The 22,804-nt window shown below is 55.5% G+C and carries 21 protein-coding genes and 1 pseudogene; 19 read left to right on the forward strand and 3 right to left on the reverse strand.

Annotation, left to right across the window (positions count from 1 at the left end; all coding sequences use genetic code 11):
• Positions 1-190, forward strand: a pseudogene (locus tag QN378_RS17165) (hypothetical protein); the annotation flags it as partial.
• A gap of 94 nt (positions 191-284) precedes the next feature.
• Here the strand turns inward: QN378_RS17165 and QN378_RS17170 are convergent.
• Together QN378_RS17170 and QN378_RS17175 are read right to left on the reverse strand one after the other, a co-directional pair.
• Entirely contained in the window at positions 285-1,505 is a 1,221-nt protein-coding gene (locus QN378_RS17170; protein ID WP_407074073.1) for a CaiB/BaiF CoA transferase family protein, read from the reverse strand.
• Between the two features lie 46 nt (positions 1,506-1,551).
• On the reverse strand, positions 1,552-2,733 hold the full coding sequence (locus tag QN378_RS17175) for an acyl-CoA dehydrogenase (protein ID WP_322205901.1): 1,182 nt from the start codon (positions 2,731-2,733) through the stop codon (positions 1,552-1,554).
• Between the two features lie 157 nt (positions 2,734-2,890).
• On the opposite strand from QN378_RS17175, the gene QN378_RS17180 reads away from it, so the two are divergent.
• The 18 genes from QN378_RS17180 (at position 2,891) to QN378_RS17265 (ending at position 21,593) form a co-directional block, all read left to right on the forward strand.
• On the forward strand, positions 2,891-3,811 hold the full coding sequence (locus tag QN378_RS17180; protein WP_322205902.1) for a LysR family transcriptional regulator: 921 nt from the start codon (positions 2,891-2,893) through the stop codon (positions 3,809-3,811).
• A 419-nt stretch (positions 3,812-4,230) separates the two neighbouring features.
• Positions 4,231-5,352 carry a Re/Si-specific NAD(P)(+) transhydrogenase subunit alpha gene (locus tag QN378_RS17185; protein ID WP_322205903.1) on the forward strand — a complete coding sequence of 374 codons (1,122 nt, stop codon included), beginning with the start codon at positions 4,231-4,233 and terminating at the stop codon, positions 5,350-5,352.
• 11 nt (positions 5,353-5,363) lie between these two features.
• Complete coding sequence (locus QN378_RS17190; protein ID WP_322205904.1) at positions 5,364-5,699, forward strand: NAD(P) transhydrogenase subunit alpha; 336 nt, start codon at positions 5,364-5,366, stop codon at positions 5,697-5,699.
• Complete coding sequence (locus QN378_RS17195) at positions 5,699-7,150, forward strand: NAD(P)(+) transhydrogenase (Re/Si-specific) subunit beta (RefSeq protein ID WP_322205905.1); 1,452 nt, start codon at positions 5,699-5,701, stop codon at positions 7,148-7,150. Before QN378_RS17190 ends, QN378_RS17195 begins: the two co-directional genes overlap by 1 nt.
• Positions 7,151-7,341: 191 nt before the next feature.
• Positions 7,342-8,835, forward strand: a complete 1,494-nt coding sequence (locus QN378_RS17200; RefSeq protein WP_322205906.1) for an acetyl-CoA hydrolase/transferase family protein — start codon at positions 7,342-7,344, stop codon at positions 8,833-8,835.
• Between the two features lie 316 nt (positions 8,836-9,151).
• Positions 9,152-9,367: a DUF1127 domain-containing protein gene (locus QN378_RS17205; protein ID WP_322205907.1), complete on the forward strand. Its 216-nt coding sequence runs from the start codon at positions 9,152-9,154 to the stop codon at positions 9,365-9,367.
• A 337-nt stretch (positions 9,368-9,704) separates the two neighbouring features.
• Positions 9,705-10,025 (forward strand): DUF2388 domain-containing protein, encoded by a 321-nt coding sequence (locus QN378_RS17210; protein ID WP_322205908.1) that lies wholly within the window; start codon positions 9,705-9,707, stop codon positions 10,023-10,025.
• 90 nt (positions 10,026-10,115) lie between these two features.
• Entirely contained in the window at positions 10,116-10,421 is a 306-nt protein-coding gene (locus QN378_RS17215) for a DUF2388 domain-containing protein (RefSeq protein WP_322205909.1), read from the forward strand.
• A 34-nt stretch (positions 10,422-10,455) separates the two neighbouring features.
• The gene (locus tag QN378_RS17220; RefSeq protein WP_322205910.1) at positions 10,456-10,776 is read left to right on the forward strand and encodes a DUF2388 domain-containing protein; all 321 of its coding nucleotides are present in this window, start codon (positions 10,456-10,458) and stop codon (positions 10,774-10,776) included.
• A 17-nt stretch (positions 10,777-10,793) separates the two neighbouring features.
• Positions 10,794-12,734 carry a DUF4105 domain-containing protein gene (locus QN378_RS17225; protein WP_322205911.1) on the forward strand — a complete coding sequence of 647 codons (1,941 nt, stop codon included), beginning with the start codon at positions 10,794-10,796 and terminating at the stop codon, positions 12,732-12,734.
• A 299-nt stretch (positions 12,735-13,033) separates the two neighbouring features.
• A complete protein-coding gene (locus QN378_RS17230; RefSeq protein ID WP_322205912.1) occupies positions 13,034-14,341 on the forward strand; it encodes a CitMHS family transporter in 1,308 nt (435 codons plus the stop codon).
• A 51-nt stretch (positions 14,342-14,392) separates the two neighbouring features.
• The gene (locus QN378_RS17235; protein ID WP_322205913.1) at positions 14,393-15,157 is read left to right on the forward strand and encodes a TerC family protein; all 765 of its coding nucleotides are present in this window, start codon (positions 14,393-14,395) and stop codon (positions 15,155-15,157) included.
• A 274-nt stretch (positions 15,158-15,431) separates the two neighbouring features.
• The gene (locus QN378_RS17240) at positions 15,432-16,817 is read left to right on the forward strand and encodes a M16 family metallopeptidase (RefSeq protein WP_322205915.1); all 1,386 of its coding nucleotides are present in this window, start codon (positions 15,432-15,434) and stop codon (positions 16,815-16,817) included.
• Between the two features lie 100 nt (positions 16,818-16,917).
• Positions 16,918-18,042 carry a DUF5924 family protein gene (locus QN378_RS17245; RefSeq protein ID WP_322205916.1) on the forward strand — a complete coding sequence of 375 codons (1,125 nt, stop codon included), beginning with the start codon at positions 16,918-16,920 and terminating at the stop codon, positions 18,040-18,042.
• An 11-nt stretch (positions 18,043-18,053) separates the two neighbouring features.
• Positions 18,054-19,199 (forward strand): ABC transporter permease, encoded by a 1,146-nt coding sequence (locus tag QN378_RS17250; protein ID WP_322205917.1) that lies wholly within the window; start codon positions 18,054-18,056, stop codon positions 19,197-19,199.
• A gap of 17 nt (positions 19,200-19,216) precedes the next feature.
• Positions 19,217-20,011 (forward strand): ABC transporter ATP-binding protein, encoded by a 795-nt coding sequence (locus QN378_RS17255; RefSeq protein WP_322206967.1) that lies wholly within the window; start codon positions 19,217-19,219, stop codon positions 20,009-20,011.
• 2 nt (positions 20,012-20,013) lie between these two features.
• On the forward strand, positions 20,014-20,952 hold the full coding sequence (locus tag QN378_RS17260) for an MlaD family protein (RefSeq protein ID WP_322205918.1): 939 nt from the start codon (positions 20,014-20,016) through the stop codon (positions 20,950-20,952).
• Positions 20,949-21,593, forward strand: a complete 645-nt coding sequence (locus QN378_RS17265; protein WP_323550714.1) for an ABC-type transport auxiliary lipoprotein family protein — start codon at positions 20,949-20,951, stop codon at positions 21,591-21,593. The genes QN378_RS17260 and QN378_RS17265 overlap by 4 nt, the downstream gene beginning before the upstream one ends.
• Here the strand turns inward: QN378_RS17265 and QN378_RS17270 are convergent.
• Entirely contained in the window at positions 21,566-22,804 is a 1,239-nt protein-coding gene (locus QN378_RS17270; protein WP_322205920.1) for a nucleoside recognition domain-containing protein, read from the reverse strand. The genes QN378_RS17265 and QN378_RS17270 overlap by 28 nt on opposite strands.

A 22,804-nucleotide genomic window follows, 5' to 3' on the forward strand; every position in this document is an offset into this window, starting at 1 on the left:
CTTCGATCAACTTCGCGTCTCTCGTCAGCGGGAGGCGAATTCTACAGCGTTTCAACTCGCTGTCAACTGCCTATTCTCACCGCTGTCGATCACCGCGACCGAAGCTTCTTCCTCGCTAACAAAACTGGTTAACTCATTGATTACCAAGGAGTTTATGTTTCGTCTGCTGCGGAAGAGGGGCGAATTATAGGCTCAGGAAAAGTTACGTCAAGGATTAATCGCAAGCTTCTAAGAAATACCGCAAAACGAAGCCACATGACCCCGCTTGAACCAACTATATATAGCTACAACACACCCGAACGCCTCAACGCCGCCACCGCATCGATATCCAACCCCAAAATACGCCCCAACACATCAATCGTATGCTCACCCAACAAGGGCGGTGCAAGACGATATTCAACGGGCGTTACTGACAAGCGAATAGGGCTTGCGACCTGCGGGACTTTCCCAGCCAGCGCATGAGCCATATTGATAGCTAACCCTCGCGCCTGGACCTGTGGATCGGCGAACACCTGAGCCAAGTCGTTGATCGGCCCACACGGTACACCGGCCTGCTCTAGCTGCGTGACCCATTCAGTAGTCGTCTTGAACACCGTTGCCTGCCTAATTAAAGGAATGAGCTCGGCGCGGTGGGCAACCCGCAATGTATTGGTCAAAAAGCGAGGATCTTCGGCCCACTGCGCCTGTCCGGCGACCTCAGCGAACTTCCTGAATTGATTGTCGTTACCCACCGTGAGTATGAAGTCGCCATCGGCGGTGGGGAAATCCTGATACGGGACAATGTTTGGATGAGCGTTGCCCAGCCGGCGGGGAGCCACCCCGGTAGTCAGGTAGTTCATTGCCTGATTGGCCAAGCAGGCGACCTGCACGTCAAGCAACGCCATATCGATGTGCTGACCCTCACCCCCCTGATCCCGATACGCCAACGCAGCGAGAATCGCAACGGTCGAGTACAGCCCAGTAAGAATGTCAGTCAATGCGACGCCGACTTTCACCGGGCCAGCACCGTCATTTCCTTCTGGCCGCCCCGTAAGACTCATCAATCCACCGAGCCCTTGGATCATGAAGTCATAACCCGCTCGCTTGGCATAAGGACCGCTTTGCCCAAAGCCAGTGATTGAGCAATAGATGAGCCGAGGGTTGAGGGCTTTCAACGACTCATAGTCCAACCCATAGGCTGCCAACCCGCCGACTTTGAAATTCTCAATAAGAATGTCGGATTTAGCGGCCAGTTCCCGCACTAACTTCTGCCCTTCAGGTCGAGTGAAGTCGATAGTCACCGACTCCTTGTTTCGATTGGCCGACAGGTAATAAGCCGCTTCACTGGTGTTATTGCCATTGGCATCCTTCAGAAAAGGAGGCCCCCAGGCGCGAGTGTCATCCCCCTTGCCCGGACGCTCGACCTTGATCACCTCAGCGCCGAGGTCCGCGAGGATCTGACCAGCCCAAGGCCCCGCAAGCACCCGCGATAAGTCGAGAACCCGTAGATGTGAAAGCGCGCCCATCGGCAAACTCCTTTTCCTCATGAATAGACAGCTAAACGGCAGCTACTTAATAGAAGGCTTGAATGCCTGTCTGCGCACGACCCAAAATCAGCGCATGTACGTCGTGTGTACCTTCATAAGTATTCACAACTTCAAGGTTGACCAGATGCCTCGCGACACCGAACTCGTCGGATATGCCGTTACCGCCCAACATGTCCCGGGCCATACGGGCGATGTCCAAGGATTTGCCGCATGAGTTGCGCTTCATCATCGAGGTAATTTCAACTGCTGCAGTGCCTTCGTCCTTCATTCGCCCTAACCGCAGGCAGCCTTGCAAGGCCATGGTGATCTCGGTCTGCATGTCAGCCAGCTTCTTTTGGATCAACTGGGTGGCAGCGAGCGGACGACCGAATTGCTGACGGTCCAGCGTATATTGACGCGCGGTGTGCCAGCAAAATTCAGCAGCACCCAACGCCCCCCAGGAAATCCCGTAACGAGCGGAGTTCAGGCAGGTGAACGGCCCTTTCAGACCACGAACGTCCGGGAAGATGTTTTCCTCAGGCACAAACACGTTGTCCATCACGATCTCGCCGGTAACGGATGCGCGCAGGCCGATCTTGCCGTGAATAGCCGGCGCGCTCAGGCCGGCCCAACCTTTCTCCAGGACGAAACCACGAATATCGCCCGCATCGTCCTTGCCCCAGACCACAAATACATCGGCGATCGGACTATTGGTGATCCACATTTTGCTGCCCGACAAACGATAACCGCCGTCGACCTTTTTGGCCCGAGTGATCATCGCACCCGGATCGGAGCCATGATTGGGCTCTGTAAGACCGAAACAACCAATCCACTCCCCGGAAGCCAGCTTGGGCAGGTATTTCTGTTTTTGCGCTTCAGTGCCGAACTCGTTAATCGGCACCATCACCAGAGAGGACTGCACGCTCATCATCGACCGATAGCCAGAATCAACGCGCTCGACTTCACGTGCGATCAGCCCGTAGCACACATAGTTCATACCGCTGCCACCGTACTCCTCGGGGATGGTGGCGCCTAACAAACCCACTTCACCCATTTCCCGAAAAATAGCGGTGTCGGTGCGCTCATGACGAAAGGCTTCAAGGACGCGCGGAGCCAACTTGTCACGGGAAAACTGCTCGGCACTGTCGCGCACCATGCGCTCTTCTTCGGTGAGCTGCTGATCCAGCAACAGTGGGTCGATCCAGTTGAAGCTTGCCTTGCCAGCCATGAGCGAGTCCTCGCGATCAGGTAATAACGTTGTGGGCTGATGCTAGGCCCCGTTAGCGAATAGGGCAAACGAGGTTTTTGCATACTATTGTGCTAATTTCTCACTCCGAAATCGTTGTAAACCACTAACATCCAATAAATTGGTGAGATAAACGTACATGCGCAGAAAGATACCCAGCACGACGGCCCTCATCAGTTTCGAAGCCGCCGCGCGGCATGAAAGCTTTACCGAGGCGGCGCGAGAGCTTTCAATCACCCAAAGCGCCATTTGCAGGCAAATCGCCAGCCTTGAAGAGTTTCTGAACGTTGAATTATTCCGACGCTCCCGGCGAGGGGTGAAGCTGACCGAAGTGGGTCTTTCTTATAGCCGCCGCGTGACGACTCAACTGGATGCAGTGGAACGCGACACTTTGTCAGCGATGGGTCAGCAGGGCGCCAATACTATTGAGCTGGCGGTGGTCCCCACATTCGGCACCCAATGGCTTCTGCCCCGCCTAAAAGATTTCCAACAGAAACACCCCGACGTGACGGTCAATCTTACCAACCGTACCCGCCCGTTCCTGTTTGCGGACACCGACTTCGACGCGGCGATCTACTTTGGCGATGCAGACTGGTCCGGCACTGAATCACATCGGCTGATGGGCGAGAATCCGATGCCTGTGTGCAGCCCAGCGCTACTGGGCAATCGCCAGAGCTTGAGCGCCAATGAGATTGCCGAACTTCCGCTGCTGCAACAAACCACAAGGCCCTATGCCTGGCGACAATGGTTCAGCGCTCTGAGCGAGAGCATTCCATGGGACATGACAGGCCCGCGTTACGAGCTATTCTCCATGCTTGCACAGGCGGCAATGCATGAGATGGGGATTGCACTGATTCCACCATTCCTTATTCAGCGCGAATTGGCGGACAAGCGCCTGATCATTGCAAACAGCTCCGCTCTATCGAGTGTTAAGGCTTATTACCTGATGATTCCGGAGCGAAAAGTAGAGTCGGCTTCATTAAGGGCCTTTCGTGATTGGTTGGTGGAGCAGGCTCATGGCTACACCCTGCTGGCCACAATGCCCGCAGCCAATACCTGACTGCGTAGTCAAGCAATTAAATTACCTACAGATATAACAATTTGTCGCTTTAAGCCCAACTGTACCGATAACCAAAAAATACTTCTAAACCTCTTAAACCGGGGCCTGCAGCCTCAACACGAAAAGGTCGCACGCATTCATCAACCTGATTACGCAAAAGGTCGTATTTACAAATAGATCGCTACAGGCCTTACAAACATAGGGTTACGTCCATTTGGTGCGACTTACGGTCACAGGGTGACTTGTAGTTAATTTTTCGTCACCCTTCATAAGTGGTTGAAGGGATCTAACTTCGCCTGCAAAATGCCGCGCCCCGCCCTGTTTTGGTGGGATCGTGCTGATCAGCCGAACCAGCCGCACCATCCGTAGTGCACTGGCCTATTCGAATATAAGAACAAGATCATGCAGGAGATTTGAACGTGCACATTGGTGTTCCTCTCGAAACCCATACGGGCGAAACGCGGGTTGCCGCAACCCCCGAAACCATCAGGAAGCTGATTGCCCAAGGCCATCAGGTCACGGTACAAAGTGGCGCCGGCATTCATGCCTGCGTTATTGACAGTGCCTATCAGTCCTGCGGCGCCATCCTTGGCACTGCCAAGGATGCGTTTGGTGCTGAGTTGGTCCTCAAGGTCGCCGCCCCTAACGACCACGAGCTGACGCTGATCAACCCCGGCACGATCGTGATCGGGATGCTCAACCCGTTTAATAACGAGACGATTTCAAAGATGGCCGAATGCGGTGTTACTGCATTCGCCCTTGAAGCTGCGCCGCGCACCTCCCGCGCTCAAAGCCTCGATGTCCTGTCTTCCCAGGCCAACATCGCGGGCTATAAAGCCGTTCTGCTGGCAGCCCATCACTATCCGCGGTTTATGCCGATGCTGATGACGGCCGCCGGGACCGTGAAAGCTGCACGCGTGCTGATCCTGGGTGCTGGCGTTGCCGGTTTGCAGGCCATCGCGACGGCTAGACGCATGGGCGCAGTGATTGAAGCGTCGGACGTGCGTCCCGCAGTTAAAGAACAAATCGAATCCCTCGGCGCCAAGTTCGTCGACGTGCCGTATGAAACGGACGAAGAACGTGAAGCCGCCGTCGGCGTCGGCGGTTATGCCCGTCCGATGCCTGCGAGCTGGATGCAGCGCCAGGCAGTTGCGGTACATGAGCGTGCCAAGCAGGCAGATATCGTGATCACCACCGCATTGATCCCTGGCCGTAAAGCGCCAGTGTTGCTCAGTGCCGAGACCGTTGCGCAAATGAAGCCCGGCTCGGTGGTCATCGACCTGGCGGCAGCGCAAGGCGGAAATTGCCCGCTGACCGTTGCTGACCAAGTAGTGATCGAGCACGGCGTGACCATCATTGGTTACACCAACTTGCCCGCAATGGTTGCTGCCGATGCCTCCGCTCTGTACGCGCGCAATCTGCTGGACTTCATGAAGCTGCTATTCACTGTAGAAGGGCAGTTGCAGATCAACCTCGAAGACGACATCGTCGCCGCGTGCCTGATGTGCCGCGACGGCCAAGTCATCCGCAAGAACGCCTAAAGGACAAGACGATGGAAGAGTTTATCTCCCCCGGTATCTACAACCTGATCATCTTCGTGCTGGCTATTTATGTCGGCTTCCATGTGGTCTGGAACGTTACACCCGCGCTGCATACACCGCTGATGGCGGTGACCAATGCGATTTCGGCGATTGTTATCGTCGGCGCCATGCTTGCGGCGGCACTGACCGTTACCCCGTTGGGCAAAACCATGGGCACGTTGGCGGTCGCACTGGCGGCGGTCAACGTGTTCGGCGGCTTCCTTGTCACTCGGCGAATGCTGGAGATGTTCAAGAAAAAAGCACCCAAAGCTAAAGGCCTGCCCTTAGAAACAGGGGCGCAGAAGTAATGAGCATGAATCTGGTAACACTCCTGTACCTGATCGCCTCGATCTGCTTCATTCAGGCGCTCAAAGGCTTGTCGCACCCGACCACCTCGCGACGCGGTAATCTGTACGGCATGCTGGGCATGACGCTGGCGGTGATCACCACCATCGGCCTCGTGTACAAACTTGGCGAGATGTCTCTGGCACAGGGTGGCGCTTCGGCAGGTATTGGTTACATTGTGATTGGCTTGCTGGTCGGCGGTACCGCCGGTTCAATCATGGCCAAACGCGTTGAAATGACCAAAATGCCAGAGCTGGTTGCGTTCATGCACAGCATGATCGGCCTGGCTGCCGTGTTCATCGCCATCGCCGCCGTTGTTGAGCCGCAGTCGCTGGGAATCGTTCATCACCTTGGTGACAGCATCCCAGCGGGCAACCGTCTGGAACTGTTTCTCGGTGCAGCGATTGGTGCAATCACCTTCTCCGGCTCTGTTATTGCCTTCGGCAAGCTATCTGGCAAGTACAAATTCCGCCTGTTCCAAGGCGCGCCCGTGCAGTTTGCCGGTCAGCACAAACTCAACCTTTTGCTGGGCTTGGCGACGATAGCCTTTGGCGTGATCTTTATCGCCACCGGCAACCTTGGTGCATTCGCCCTGATGCTCGCTTTAGCGTTCGTCATCGGCGTGCTGCTGATCATCCCAATCGGCGGTGCAGATATGCCAGTCGTGGTATCGATGCTTAACAGCTACTCCGGCTGGGCAGCGGCGGGGATTGGTTTCTCGCTAAACAACTCGATGCTGATCATTGCCGGCTCACTGGTAGGTTCAAGCGGCGCCATCCTCTCGTACATAATGTGCAAGGCGATGAATCGTTCGTTTTTCAACGTCATCGGCGGCGGTTTTGGCGGCGCAACGAATGTCACCGGCCCGACTGGAGATAAAGAAGCACGCCCGGTTAAATCGGGCTCAGCTGACGACGCCACCTTCCTGCTGATGAACGCCGACACCGTGATTATCGTTCCGGGCTACGGCCTGGCTGTCGCTCGCGCACAACATGCGCTCAAAGAGCTGACAGAGAAGTTGACCCATCGCGGCGTCACCGTGAAGTACGCGATTCACCCGGTCGCCGGACGGATGCCGGGGCACATGAACGTACTACTGGCCGAGGCCGAAGTGCCTTACGACCAAGTGTTCGAGATGGATGATATCAACTCCGAGTTTGGCCAAGTTGATGTGGTGTTGGTATTGGGTGCCAATGATGTGGTCAACCCAGCAGCCAAGAACGATCCGAAATCACCGATTGCCGGCATGCCGATTCTCGAAGCGTTCAAGGCCAAGACCATCATCGTCAACAAGCGCTCAATGGCGAGCGGCTACGCTGGCCTGGACAATGAATTGTTCTATCTGGACAAAACCATGATGGTGTTTGGTGACGCTAAAAAGGTCATCGAAGACATGGTCAAAGCCGTCGACTAATAACACCGCACGCCTCTTTGCTTCACTCTGACCCCAGCGCGAACATCGGCTGGGGTTTTTTACAGATTATGTAACAGTGTTTTACACCGAAACCTCAGCTTAGAGCCCTTGGATGCGACCTTGGTAGCGGGACGGGAAAAATTCAACTCACTAGACTGGGGCCTTGCTTCCGATATCAGAGATGACTATCCATGTACCGTGATCGTATTCGCATGCCTTCTTTATTTAGCAAGGTCATGAGCGCGTCAGACGCCGCAGCCTTGATTCAAGACGGCATGACCGTCGGCATGAGCGGCTTCACGCGCGCAGGCGAAGCCAAGGCCGTTCCACATGCTTTGGCCGAGCGCGCTAAGACGTCACCTCTGAAGATTAGCTTGATGACCGGCGCCAGCCTTGGCAACGACCTCGACAAGCAGCTCACCGAAGCAGGCGTATTGTCCCGTCGCATGCCTTTTCAAGTCGACAGTACGTTGCGCAAAGCGATTAACGACGGCACTGTGATGTTCATCGACCAGCACCTCTCGGACACCGTCGAGCAGTTGCGTAATCGTCAGATAAAAGCTGTAGACCTGGCCGTGATCGAGTGCGTTGCCATTACCGAAGAGGGCCATTTGATACTCAGCACTTCCGTCGGGAACTCGGCTAGCTTCGCGATTCTAGCCAAACAGGTGATTGTCGAAATCAATCTGGCGCAGCCGCTGGAGCTGGAGGGCCTGCATGACATTTATATACCTAGCTACCGACCTACCCGCTTGCCGATCCCAATATTGCGAGCAGATAGCCGCATTGGCAGTACAGCCGTGCAGATCGACCCGACTAAAATTGTCGGCATCGTCATCAGCAATCAACCAGATTCACACTCGACGATTCTGCCTCCCGATACCGACACCCAGGCCATCGCCAGCCATCTGGTTGAGTTTTTCAAACACGAAGTGAAAGAAAATCGCCTGACCAATAGCTTGATGCCGCTCCAGGCGGGCATTGGCACCATTGCCAACGCGGTGATGCACGGTTTATTGGATTCCCCGTTTCATGACATGACCATGTACTCCGAAGTACTTCAGGACTCCACCTTCGACCTGTTCGACGCCGGAATACTGAGCTTTGCTTCTGGCAGCTCCATGACGTTGTCAGCGGCGAAACACACCGAGGTTTTTAGCGACTTGAACCGTTACAAGCCGCAATTGGTGCTGCGACCGCAGGAGATCTCCAATCACCCCGAGGTGATTCGTCGCCTGGGTATCATTGGCGTCAATACTGCGCTGGAGTTTGATTTGTACGGTAACGTCAATTCGACTCATGTATGCGGCACCCGAATGATGAACGGGATCGGTGGCTCCGGGGACTTTGCACGCAACGCGCACTTGGCGATCTTCGTCACCAAGTCCATCGCCAAGGGCGGCGCAATCTCCAGCGTCGTGCCAATGGTCAGCCACGTCGACCACACCGAGCATGACGTAGATATTTTGGTCACCGAAATTGGCTTGGCAGACCTAAGAGGTTTGGCGCCTCGCGAGCGTGCGAGGGTGATTATCGACAACTGCGTGCATCCCGCTTATCGCGGAGCGCTAAACGACTACTTTACGGCAGCGTGCAAACTCGGTGGCCACACCCCGCACGTATTGCGCGAAGCGCTCAGTTGGCACATGAACCTGGAAGAAACCGGGAAGATGCTCGCCGACTGATCCAATAGTGGCTGACTGCACGTTATTTCCACGCGGTCAGCCACTGAAAAAGCTTCTGGATTTAAAAAACTGTACTGCTGTACTGGTCTTTAAACCGCTCTAATCCTTCAAACTCTGCTGTGCAAATGGATAAATGCACCGTTAAAGGGCGCACCGGTACAGTTGCTCTGTTTTCGAACAAAACAGTGCCTACAAACAGTTAACTGAACCAGTACAATTAAAGCGAACTGTGTCTATTGGGACTGGCCAAGAGAGAGGAAAATCAGTACCAGTTAAACCACTACCTAATCCCGCCACAAGCGGAAGGATGTTCATCATGGAACGTACAATCAGTTCCGACCTGTTCTTCGAAACCACTGCTTCATCCGAAAAAGCCGTATGGCCTCTTCGCGCTTTCGCCAACCTGATGCTTTGGCAACGTCGTATTTCCAGCCGTCACCAACTGGCTCGTCTGGATTCACGTTTGCTGGCTGACGCCGGGATTAGCGAATCGCAACGCTACGAAGAGTTGAGCAAGCCGTTCTGGCGCTAACTTAGCGCTCGCTGGTCCCAGACCCAACAGGTCTCCTGCCAGCCACCCGAATTGCTCCATACAAAACCCGTCGCAGGTAACTGCCGACGGGTTTTGTCATTTAAGAGTTTCCCATTCTTGCACGCAAGTCAGAAAATCCCGTCACAGGTACAGTTCATATAATTCACTTCGTAACCTATACAGTTAGTTTTGGCTTTATTTTTTAACTGCATGCCTACGTGAAACCTTCCTCCTGTCGACAAAACAACCCTCTTAACGTCACATGATGGTGCGGATCGCAGCGCTGTTATAGGCTTGCCGCTGCCAAAATCTTATCCCTATGTCTTTGGAGTTCATCATGTCCCGCCTACGCCTGCTTAGCGCCGTAGCTTTTTTAGCAGTTATCGCCGCCAGCGCAAACGCCTCTAGTTTTGTTGTCACCACTGATGAACTAGTTCGCGCGTTCGATGCTTCCAGCAACGCTACCTCGAAACTGTCTTCTTCGTTAAAGGATGACAAAATAGTGCTCGCGGCCCGCGATGACGCGGCCAGCTTTGTAGCCAGCCAAGGTGAAATCCGTGGCGTGCAGCTCGAAGGCGCGCTGGACCACATTCGTCATCAAGCCCCTGAGTTGAGGGCAACAGATGTCCAACTGGCGCAGGCGATCCTGGCGATTTAGTCAACGGAGCAGCCCGCCTCAATGTCGGGCTAGCTCTGCTACGGGCATTGCGCTAGCCTTGCCAGCTCGAATCATTGGTTATATCGACCTATGCGCTTTCTGCCTATCCTCTTTATTACTCTGGCCTGGACTGCTCAGTCCCAGGCGTTTGATACGACCACTCAATCACTGGTCGCCAGCGGATTTGTTTCCAGCAAGGTGACCTCTGCACCGTTTGATCGAAAAATTGTACTTGCCGCCCAGGATGATGCTGCAGCCTTTATAGCCAGTGATGGCCAAATACGAGGAGCACAACTGGAGGAGGCCCTGCTTGGGCTACGTGAGCAGCTACGTCTAACCCAGCCAAAACTTTGTGCTAGCGACGCTGAACTGGCGCAAGCAATCCTCGTCCAATAATCATGTTTTATCTTCTGCATTTTGGAGACGCTCCATGCGCACCCCGCTGATTGCCGCCACCCTAGGTCTGTTGTTGCTGACCGGCGTGGCCCAGGCACAAACCGTCAAGGCCACCAGTAATATCGTCGTCCGCGCCTTCGGCCGTAGCATTGACTTCACTTCCGACAGCACCACCTCCACACGCGACTCCAAAGTCGTGATTCAAGCCAAAGATGACGCCGCCAGCTACGTGGCCAGCAAAGGCGATATTCGTGGCGCTCAGCTCGAAGCAGCCTTCGATACCCTTCGCGCGCATCTGCCCGAAGCCCGAAACGCTAATGACGAAACGCTGGCTGAAGCCATTCTCGCCTTGTGAGATGCCTTGCCGTCTGGATGTTGACCTGCGCGTTACTGTTGGTCGGTAACAGCGCAGTCGCCGGGTTAAGCCTCAAACTGGACACCGACGACCTAAGCCAGGCGCAGCAACACGCCAGCCAAATACTGCTTGATGAGGCGATGCAAGACCTTCCGCCCAGGTTTATCGCGCACTTGGACCGACGCGTAGACGTTAGCTGGTCCAATGACCTACCCAGCAACGCCTATGGCGAAGCGACCGGCCCACATCATCTCGACCTGAACCGCAATCTGTTGGCGAGCCTGACTGACGGCTCGGCAGCCACGCAAAAAACCAATCGCCCTCACGGCACTGTCCGCCGCGAAATGCTCGCCACGGTCCTGCACGAACTCACTCATATTTATGATCGCGCGGCACTGTGGCCTGAAGCCGAGCGCAAATTGATCCTCAATTGCCGGCGTCAAGCCAGCAGCACCGGCAATATCGGGCTGCCAGACCAATGCCGGGGCGAAACGAAACGGCGCTTCACTCTCAGCGACGACCCACGGTTGCTCGACCTTGCCGGTTGGCCAGAACACGTAGGTCGCCGTGGTGAGCGCGAAGAGAACAACCGCCAAGTAGCACGTAGCCCGGACATCTACGAAATCAGCAATCCGCGTGAGTTCGTTGCTGTGAACATGGAGTATTTCCTCCTCGATCCCGATTACGCATGCCGTCGTCCTGGGCTCTACGCGTATTACGAAGACCAGTTCGGCTGGGCTCCGTCGGCCAGAAACGATTGCCCAACGTCCTATCCATTCATCAACGCCGGCAGTGATTTTGCTGTGCAGCCCTTGGGCAAGATTGATCCAGAACGTGTTTATGCGGTCGACTACCTATTAGCTGAAGCCAACCAGAACTGGGTCAGCCGCTGGGGCCATAGCATGCTTCGGCTGGTGATCTGCAAACCTGGGCGGCCACGCGGGCCGGATTGTCGCCTGGACCTTGATCAGCACCTGGTGTTGTCGTATCGCGCATTTGTCGGCGACGTACAGCTGTCGAGTTGGGACGGCCTGACGGGCGTTTATCCGTCGAGGCTATTCGTTTTGCCGCTGTCGCAAGTCATCGATGAATACACCAAAACCGAGCTGCGCAGCCTCGCCTCAGTGCCTATGAACCTGTCGCGTTCAGAGATCAACGATTTGGTGCAGCACGCGGCCGAAATGCACTGGAGTTACGACGGCAATTACTATTTCATCTCGAACAATTGCGCCGTCGAGACCTTGAAACTATTACGTAGCGGCACTGATGACCCCCGCCTCAAAGGCTTGGACAGCATCATTCCTAACGGCCTGCTGGAAGTCCTTGACGCCCGTGGTCTGGCCGACACCAGCGTGTTGAAAGACCCCCGTGAGGCGCTGCGTCTGGGCTACCGTTTTGACTCGTATCGAGATCGGTACCAGGCGATGTTCGATATTTTGAAGAAAAAGCTCCCGATCCAGCAGAAAACGGTCGAAGAATGGCTGACGCTGCCCGCCAAGGAGCGTAACGCTTGGTTCGCCAATGCGGATCTACGCTCTAGCGCCGCCATGCTGTTGTTGGAACAGGCCAGCTTGCGCAAGCAGTTGTTGTTGGCTCAGGAAGAGGTCAAAAACCGCTACCTTAGTGCTCAGGAACAGAAAGATGGCAGCGTATCCAAAGCCACCGGCACGCTACGTGAGATTCTTGCCAGCAGTGGCTTCCTCAGTCGCCCGGCAGAATTACTCGGTAGCGCAGGTTATGGCTTGCCCCAGGCGAACGAATGGCACCGGCTTGAAGACGAAAGCAGCCAGCGCCAAAAACAATTGCTGCGCTTAACCGGTGACCTGGATAAAGAAGTTCGTGCACTGCTCGAACCCGACCGCGCCGCAGAAATCGCTGCCAACGAAGCAAACCTGAAGCAGATCGGCCAACACTTGCGCGCTCTGCACAAAGCGGCCGGCGGGCTGGAGTTGCCGTAAAAAGATATCTAACTCCCTGTACCTGTATGAGCGCTCGGCCTGTTCTACAGCTCATGCCTACTCAACATCTTTACCCATCGAAAGCTGGCTGAAAGCTTGCCCCTTTAGGATCGCCTCCGCTGCCGGTGTTAGACCGGTTGCGACATAACAACAATAAACTCAACAACAATGGTGATCCTGATGCCCTCGCATTCCTGCTCCAGCCTATTCCCGCTCGAAATCCAAGTGCTGACCTCATTGCGTTGATCTGACCTGCTCAATCCGCATTTCTCACGTCGCGCTGCACCTGGAGTATTTCTATGCTGACCTTCCTCGGCTTTGCCATGGTCGTTACGTTCATGTATCTGATCATGAGCAAACGCCTGTCCGCCCTGATCGCCCTGATTCTGGTTCCAATCACCTTTGCTTTAATCGGAGGTTTCGCCGCTGGTATCGGCCCGATGATGCTCGAAGGCATCACCAAGCTCGCACCGACGGGCGTGATGTTGATGTTCGCTATTTTGTACTTCGCGATGATGATTGACTCTGGCCTTTTCGATCCGGCTGTGCGCCTGATCCTCAAAATGGTCAAAGGCGATCCGGTCAAAGTTTCCGTCGGTACAGCCGTTCTAGCGTTGGTCGTGTCGCTCGACGGTGACGGTGCAACCACATACATGATCTGCGTGGCCGCCATGCTTCCACTTTACAGTCGCTTGGGCATGAGCCCCCGAATAATGGCAGGGGTAATCATTCTGGCCGGCGGTGTAATGAACATGACGCCTTGGGGTGGTCCGACCGCACGCGCAGCCAGCGCCCTGCATGTCGATCCATCGGCTATCTTCGTGCCGATGATCCCGGCGATGTTAGCTGGCGTAGTTGCGATCCTATTGATCGCTTATGCCTACGGCAGACGCGAGCGTGCTCGCTTGGGTGAGCTGCACCTGCCGGGAGATGAAGCCGATCACAGTGAAATCAGCGTTTCACAGTTTCCCGACGCGCGTCGGCCGAAACTGATCTGGTTCAACGGCGGGCTTACATTGGTGCTGATGGCTGCCTTGATCGCTGGCCTGCTACCGTTGCCGGTGCTGTTCATGGTGGCGTTCAGTATTGCGATGATCGTCAATTATCCTTGCTTGCAAGCGCAAAAAGACCGGATCGCCGCCCACGCCGGCAGCGTTCTGGCTGTCGTAGGACTGATTTTTGCTGCAGGTATCTTCACGGGCATTCTGTCGGGCACCGGGATGGTCAAGGCTATGTCCGAAAGCCTTTTAGCGGTCATTCCCGATGCGCTCGGGCCGTACCTCGCGGTTATCACCGCGCTGGTTAGCATGCCGTTTACCTTCTTCATGTCCAACGATGCGTTCTACTACGGCGTACTGCCTATTCTCGCCGAAGCTGCCAGCCATTACGGCATCACCCCTCTAGAAATGGCCCGCGCATCGATTGTCGGTCAACCCGTGCATTTACTAAGCCCGCTGGTACCGTCGACCTATCTATTAGTGGCATTGGCGGGGATTGAATTCGGCGATCATCAGCGGTTCACCCTGAAATGGGCAGTGCTGGTTTGCCTATGCATGTTGTTAGCCGCGTTGCTGATGGGAATATTTCCGCTCTACCGCAGTCTATGAAATGACGATTCACTCCCGGTAAACCGGGGATTAACCGCTTAAGGAATACCTATGGAATGGCTGACCAACCCCGAGCTTTGGGTTGCCTTTTTCACCCTCACTGCCTTGGAGATCGTTCTCGGCATCGACAACATCATCATGATCGCGATCCTTGTCGGCCGTATGCCCAAGCCCATGCAACCACGGACGAGAATCTTCGGACTCGCGCTGGCCATGGTTACCCGAATCTTGCTGTTGCTGTCGATTACCTGGGTCATGCGCCTGACCTCAGACTTGTTTGTGATTGTCGGCCAGGGTATTTCCGGACGTGATCTGATTCTGTTTTTCGGCGGTTTATTCCTGCTGTGGAAAAGCTCTCAGGAGATTTATCACGGCATGGAGGGGGAAGAAGAATCCATTGATGAGCCAAAGGGTAAAGGCGGCAAGTTCCTATACACCATCATCCAGATCGCGATCATCGACATTGTGTTTTCACTCGACTCAGTGATTACCGCCGTTGGGATGGTGTCGCATGTGCCGGTCATGATTGCAGCCATCGTCGCGGCAGTACTTGTGATGATGGCCTGCGCGGGGGTGATCAGCGACTTCATCGACAAGCACCCGTCGTTGAAGATGCTGGCGCTGTCGTTCTTGATGGTGGTCGGCGTTGTCTTAATCTCAGAAGCGTTCGATGTGCATGTACCCAAAGGTTATGTGTATTTCGCCATGGCGTTCTCGTTAGCCGTTGAAACCATCAACATAAAAATGCGTAGCTCGATGGAAAAAAAGAAAACACCGAACGAGCCGGTCAGAGCGCGCAGAGATACTCTCGGCTGATAAACACTCTCTGGCGTCATGACCGGCGAATGGCGAGCAGCTCCGTTTCTTCAGCGCCGATCCACAAAGTGGTACAGAGCCTGAAAACCAGTTCAGTGCATTTTGAATTGATTGCAGACACGAAGGAGTTCAGTCCCTGGTATTGCAACAGTGCCCATGCGGTACTTCGGACACAGCCGTCTTATTCAGCGACGCCGACACCGAACAGCTAATGTGAACGACTTAAGAGCAGAAAAGTCTGTTACACATATCGGCCCGCAAGGAATTTCGTTTTATGCGCTGCCTGCTGTTTGTCTGTTTTTTGTTAAGTTCGACTACCTTAATGGCCCTGGACCGCTTTCAAGTCGAAGGCTACGAGTTGCACAACGGCCTTCAAATACTACTCAAACCGGGTGATGGCAAAGGTCATGTCGCCATTCGCCTGGTGGTCGGCGTCGGCTTCGATGACTTTGCCTGCGACGAAAAAGAGCTACCACATTTACTTGAACATCTTCTGTTCAGCGGCACGGATGACCGCGGAGAAGGGGGCCTTGAGGAACGCATACAATCGCTGGGCGGTGAATGGAATGCGTTTACCAGCAACGCCGACACCACGTTCGTTATGGAAGCACCCGCCCGAAATCAGCGACAAGCGCTTGATCTGCTGCTGGACATTCTGACCCAAAGCCGCATCAATCAAAACACGCTGGCTGCCGCCAAAGGGATCGTCGAACATGAAGGCGGCGGCCACTATTCACGCCTGCAACGCTGGCTCGACCATAAGGACATTGGTCATAGTGCCAGCAAGCAGTTAGCGGTTGAGCTCGGCCTCAAATGCGCCGAGCGGACTGACATTGAATCGCTCTCCCTGGAGCAGGTCGAAAAGGTCCGCATCAACTGGTACGCCGCGAACAACATGACACTGATCGTCGTCGGCGATCTTGACCGTTTTTTGCCTGGGTACCTTGAGCGTACTTACGGCCAGCTCAGCGCGATTGAACCTGGCGACCATCCGCCTCTTGCTGCGATCAGCCACATGGCAAAGGCCGAACGCACGCTGACCAAAGGCTGGCTGGGTGAGGGCGCCCAAGTGCATTGGTATTTCCCTGAGCCCGTACTTGCGCAACAGCATGATGAAACCTATGAATTGCTTCAGAAGTACCTAGACTGGTCGCTATACCGCACATTGCGGTTGAAGGACGGCTTATCTTACGGACCTTGGAGCGAGCGCGAAGTCTTTGGCGACACTGGCTTCACTAGCTTGAACGCTGACTTGAGTCGCAATGATATTCAACAGGCGACGCAAGTCATGCGCGACTTGACCGCGAGCCTGCAAAAAGACGGACTCGACCCCGGAACCTTCGCCCGCATGCAACAGGCGGCTGTGGACAAACAGTCGTGGGCGGTTCAGGGCAACAGCGCATTGGCCGATTACTACTGGGGATCACTCAGCGACTACGACGACGGTCACTTTGCCGACCCGGCTCGAGAGATAAAGGCCGTCAGCCTCGACACCGCCAACCAGGCCTTAAGAGGATTGCTGGCACAGAAGGGCTATCTGCGAGTTGAAAAGCCGCTGCTCAACTACGATGAGTTGTATGAATTGACTGCCGGGGGCCTTGCGCTGTTAATGCTGGCACTGGCAGTGGTTTACCGCAAACGTAAGCGGAGAATCGGCTAGTCCATTTACAAAGTGCCATCATTTCGTATCTGCCTGACCATTAACCGAGCAGCATTGCTATTCTGTTGGGGTTTTTTCCTACAACACAGTGAAGTGTCGAATGCTCGACTGGAATCGCTACGTAAATCACGTGCTCGAACTGATGAAGCGCTATCCAGGGGTGATTGCGTTTTTCGGTTTTGTATCAGGTATTAGCAGCTTTATTTTGGTTGATCGCCAGGAAAGTCTGGCGACGTGGATCGCCACGATCATGTTGATTAGCTGGGCGTGGCTGATGCTCGAGAACAGCGTGATGAAGCTATTCACGCAAATTTTCAAACGCGAGATTCCAGAGTCATTGCTGCGCTATGGCACGCAGATGATTCATCAAGAAAGTCTATTTTTTGTTTTGCCGTTTTTCTTTATCACCACTACGTGGAACAGTGGACAGTTAGTGTTTACTAGCCTGCTGGGGGCAGCAGCGTTAATCTCGATCATCGATCCGTTGTACTACCACTGGCTGGCTTCCAAACGCTGGTTGTACTTGGCTTTTCACACTCTTACGTTATTCGCGGCACTGCTCACAGCGCTGCCGGTGATTTTGCACCTGACTACCGCCGAGAGTTACAAGCTGTCGCTGGGTATTGCCATGCTGTTGTCGTTTCCTAGCCTGGCCTCAAGCTTTCCGATTAATCATTGGCGACGTATCCCTTTGCTGCTGGCAGTTACACTGATCATTGGCGGCGGGGGCTGGTGGCTGCGTTCGTGGGTACCGCCAGCGACGCTTTGGCTGACCGAAGTAGCGGTCAGCACTGACTTCGACAATCAGAACCGCACCCCTGGCGACAGCGTGGAGGAGGTCAGCGCCAGCCAAGTGCGCAAAGGCGGTCTGTACGCGTACACCGCGATCAATGCACCACGCGGGCTGGACGAACGCATTTACCACGTCTGGCAGCACGACGGTCAAGAAGTGGATCGCATAGCACTAGACATTCACGGCGGGCGCAAAGAAGGTTATCGCGCCTGGACGCACAAGGAGCACTTTCCCGAGGACTCAGCCGGTCTCTGGCAGGTGCGGGTGGAAACTGAAGACGGCCAATTGATCGGCGTCTTACGATTTTTAATCACTGCCACCGATCAGGCCACAGTGACTGAGCCGGTCGACGATCCCATGGGCGTAAAACCGCCAGCAGATGATGATCCAGGCCCGGACTCAGAGTCTTCCACCCCAAGGCAACCCAACTAAGCTCGGAGATTATGAACTTACCTTCTGTGGCCGGTAGCGCCTCAATGAACATCGCCAGCAACCCAGCGAGCTTGCGGATTGCTGGCGATTGGACGCTTGCGCACTATCGCGACCTAAAGCGTCAGATGGGTAATGTGACAGGCCGGTACGACGCCAATACTCCAGTGGACCTCTCTAACATCGGCGACCTTGATACCGCAGGCGCTTCGTTGTTGGTGGAAATGATCGGCTGCGACCGATTAGGGCAACTGGCGGTCAGTGCACCAGGCCTCTCCACCGCCAGCCGCGCCTTATTGCAAACTATTCAAACCGCATTGCACGACTACTGTGAACCGATCAAGGAACCAGAAGCAGCCGTCGGCATGCAGTTGCTGCTGCGAATCGGTAGGGCGGTGGACACGATCTGGATCGACACCCTGCAGTTGCTTGGTTTCATTGGACTGATTCTTCAAACCCTGCTGTTTAACGCTATTCGCCCTAGGCGCTGGCGGTTTACTTCGGTCATTTCCCATGTCGAACAAACCGGCCTGGATGCGGCGCCTATCGTTGCCCTTCTGACGTTTTTGGTCGGCGCCGTGGTGGCATTTCTCGGCGCAACGGTACTGAAAAGCTTCGGCGCGAGTATTTTCACCGTGGACTTGGTCGCGTTCTCCTTCCTACGCGAGTTTGGCGTGTTGCTGACAGCCATCCTGATGGCAGGGCGTACGGCCAGCGCCTTCACTGCACAAATTGGTTCGATGAAAGCCAACGAAGAAATCGACGCCATCCGTACCCTTGGCCTGAGCCCCGTGGAATTGTTAGTCGTACCGCGAATCCTTGCCCTGCTGATCTCGCTGCCGATTCTGACTTTTGTCGCAATGATTTCTGGAATCATCGGCGGCGGCGTGGTCTGCGCGGTGGCCCTGGATATTTCACCGGCATTGTTTCTCTCGCTGCTGCAAAGCGACATCGGCGTTCAGCACTTTCTGGTGGGTATGATTAAAGCGCCGATTTTCGCTTTTTTGATCGCCGCTATTGGCTGCCTCGAAGGTTTCAAGGTCAGTGGTAGCGCCGAGTCTGTCGGCGCTCACACCACGTCCGCCGTGGTGCAATCGATCTTTGTGGTCATCGTGCTGGATGCACTGGCCGCGCTGTTTTATATGGAGATGGGTTGGTGACCGCCATTACATCGTCGATAGCGACCGCACAGCAGCAAGCGGTGATTGAGGTACATGACCTGTGCAATCGGTTCGGCAGCCAAAGCGTGCATGAGAACCTTGATCTGGAGTTGTTCCGCGGGGAAATCCTGGCGGTGGTGGGCGGTTCTGGCAGCGGGAAGTCCGTATTGATGCGCAGCATCGTCGGGCTTCGTCGGCCAGACGCGGGAACAATCCGCGTCTTGGGTCAAGACCTCCAGCACTTGTCGGAGAAAGACCGTTCGTTGGTTGAACGGCGATTCGGCGTGTTATTCCAGAAGGGCGCGCTGTTTTCCTCGCTGACGGTAACCGAGAACGTCGCGCTGCCGTTAATTGAGCACGCCAAACTGACCCGAGAAGAGGCCGAGCACTTGGCCGGGATGAAACTTGCCCTCGCCGGCTTGCCGTTGTCAGCGGCTCATAAATACCCGGCGTCTTTGTCCGGCGGCATGATCAAACGTGCCGCACTGGCTAGGGCATTGGCGTTGGACCCGGATATTCTGTTTCTCGACGAACCCACCGCCGGCCTTGATCCCATCGGTGCGGCCGCTTTTGATCAACTGATTCTGACCCTGCGCGACGCGCTGGGTCTGAGCGTGTTTCTGGTCACCCACGACTTGGACACGCTTTACACAATTACCGACCGAGTCGCGGTGTTGGCGCACAAGCGCGTATTGGTCGTCGATCAGATCGATAAGGTCGCGGCGACTCCGGATGCCTGGATTCACGAATATTTCCACGGCCCACGCGGCCGGGCGGCGTTCTCGGCCGCCACGCACCCCAAGGAGGTCTGAGGATGGAAACCCGTGCCCATCACGTATTGATAGGCCTGTTCACCGTAATCGTGGTCGCTGCGGCCCTGCTATTCGGTCTGTGGCTGGCCAAATCCAGTGTCGACACCGCATTTAAGGACTACGAGATTATTTTCAATGAGGCCGTCAGCGGATTGTCGCGAGGCAGCGCCGTGCAATACAGCGGGATCAAGGTTGGCGATGTCGTGCAATTGCGCCTCGACCCGGAAGACCCGCGGCGGGTGCTCGCGCAAATCCGGATTGCAGGTGAAACACCTATCAAAGAAGACACGATGGCCAAACTGGCTCTGACCGGGATCACCGGCACCTCGATCATTCAACTTAGCGGAGGCACCCCGCAAAGTCCGTCGTTGATAGGCGTTTTCGGCAAACTGCCTGTGATCATTGCGTCGCCTTCACCTATTTCCCGCTTGCTGAACGACACAGGCGACTTGATGACCGGAATCAATCAGTTGCTGCACAACGCCAATCAAATGTTCTCCAACGATAACGTCCAAAGCCTGACATTGACCCTGCAACACATGGAGCAGGCCACCCGCGTGGTCGCCGACGAGCGTGAAGATATTCGCCAGTCGCTCAAGCAACTCACGCTGATCAGCAAACAGGCAAGTGCCACCTTGGAGCAAACGACGCTACTGATGCGCGGCGCCAACGAAATGCTCAACAGTGACGGCAAGCAACTCTTCGCCAGTGCCGAGCAGGCCATGAAGTCCATCGAGCAAAGCAGCGCCACCATCAACAGCCTGCTCAAAAACAACCACGACGCGCTGAACGGCGGCATGCAGGGGCTTGGCGAACTGGGCCCGGCGGTGCGAGAGCTGCGCGACACGTTGACTTCATTCCGCTCGATTTCCCGCCGCTTGGAAGCCAACCCCAGCGGCTACCTTCTGGGCACCGAAAAAAACAAGGAGTTTGAGCCATGAGGCTTGCCCGTCATTCGCTGAGCCTGATGGCCATTGTCGGCGCTTTGCTGCTGTCGGCTGGCTGCTCGATCTTGCCGCAAGCTGAACCCACTGATGTCTATCGCCTGAGCACGGCGCAACCCGTTGCACACAGGGCTCTAGGTGCTCCGGTCCCATGGTCGCTGCGGATAGTTCGGCCCAGGGCCAGCGAAATGCTCGACAGCCCACGGATCGCCGTCGTGCCGCAGGGTAATTTGATCAGCAACTACAAGGGCGCTCGCTGGAGCGATCCAGCACCGGTGGCGTTGCGTAATCGACTGCTCGATGCCTTCTACCGCGACGGCCGCGTGCAATCGTTGAGCACTGACGACAGCAACCTCCAAGCAGACTTTGAACTGAGCGGGGAGTTACAGGCTTTCCAAAGTGAGTACCACGGCGACGCCATCGAAGTCGTTATTCGTCTCGACGCACGCCTGGCCGGGGACAATCAGCGCATCGTCGCCAGCCACCGGTTTGAAGTTCACCAAGCGGTTAGCGACAAGCAAGTACCTTCAATCGTGAGCGGATTCGGCAAGGCCAGCGACACCTTGGCGGCGCAACTGCTGCAATGGACCATCGAGCAGGGACAGACGCATTACGCCATGCTGCCGAAAAACCAGTAGCAGACCAAAATGGCCGCGACTACACCCGCCAGTTCTGCCAACAGCGCGCACCCGACGGCGTGTCGGGCGCGCTGAATGCCAACCGATCCGAAGTACACCGCCAGCACGTAAAACGTAGTTTCGGTACTGCCCTGAATAGTCGCCGCCACCAACGCCGGAAAGCTGTCGACGCCTTGGTTCTTCATGGTTTCGATCAACAGGGCGCGGGCGGCGCTGCCGGAGAACGGTTTGACCATGGCGGTAGGCAGGGCATCCACAAAGCGTGTGTCCAGTCCTGCCCATTGCACCAGATGACGAATGCCATCCAAGCCAAAATCCAGCGCGCCGGAAGCCCTTAACACGCCGACCGCACAAAGCATCGCAACCAGATACGGCAGCAGATTCTTGGCAACATCGAAGCCTTCTTTCGCACCTTCGACAAACGCTTCGTAGACCTTCACTTTCCTGAACGCGGCGACCAGCAAAAAGGTCATGATCAAACCGAACAGCGTCAGGTTGCCAAGGATCGACGACAAACTGGCCAACGCGGCGGCGGAAAGTCCAGCGAGGAGCATCATGAAGGCCCCCAGCGCTAACGCCCCGGGAATCAAGTACGCCAGTACTACCGGATCCCACAGACGCAAACGCTGCATGAACGCTACTGATAGCAATCCGACCAGGCTGGAGGCGCTGGTCGCCAGCAAGATCGGCAGAAAAACCAGCGTTGGGTCGACAGCACCTTGTTGCGCGCGGTACATGAAGATCGTCACCGGCATCAGGGTCAGCGATGACGCATTGAGTACTAAAAACAGAATCTGAGCATTACTGGCGGTGGTGGGGCTAGGGTTCAACGCTTGTAGCGAGCGCATGGCCTTGAGGCCGATAGGCGTTGCCGCGTTATCCAGTCCTAGGGCATTTGCGGCAAAGTTAAGAGTGATCAGACCTAGCGCAGGGTGACCCGCTGGCACACCAGGCATCAGGCGCAGGAACAAAGGGCCAAGGGCCTTAGCAAGCCAATCGACGATCCCAGCCTTTTCGGCAATCCGCAAAAACCCGAGCCACAAGGTAAGAGTGCCGAACAGCAAAAGCATTACATCCACCGACAGCTTGGCCATAGCGAAAATACTTTCAACCATCGCGGCAAAAATTCCCGCGTTCCCGCCGATCAACCATTGCGCCAGCGCCGACACCGCCGCCGCCACAAAAAAGCCAAGCCATAGGCCGTTAAGCAT

Origin of the sequence: Pseudomonas sp. 10S5, assembly GCF_035019745.1 — a bacterium.
GTDB lineage: Bacteria > Pseudomonadota > Gammaproteobacteria > Pseudomonadales > Pseudomonadaceae > Aquipseudomonas.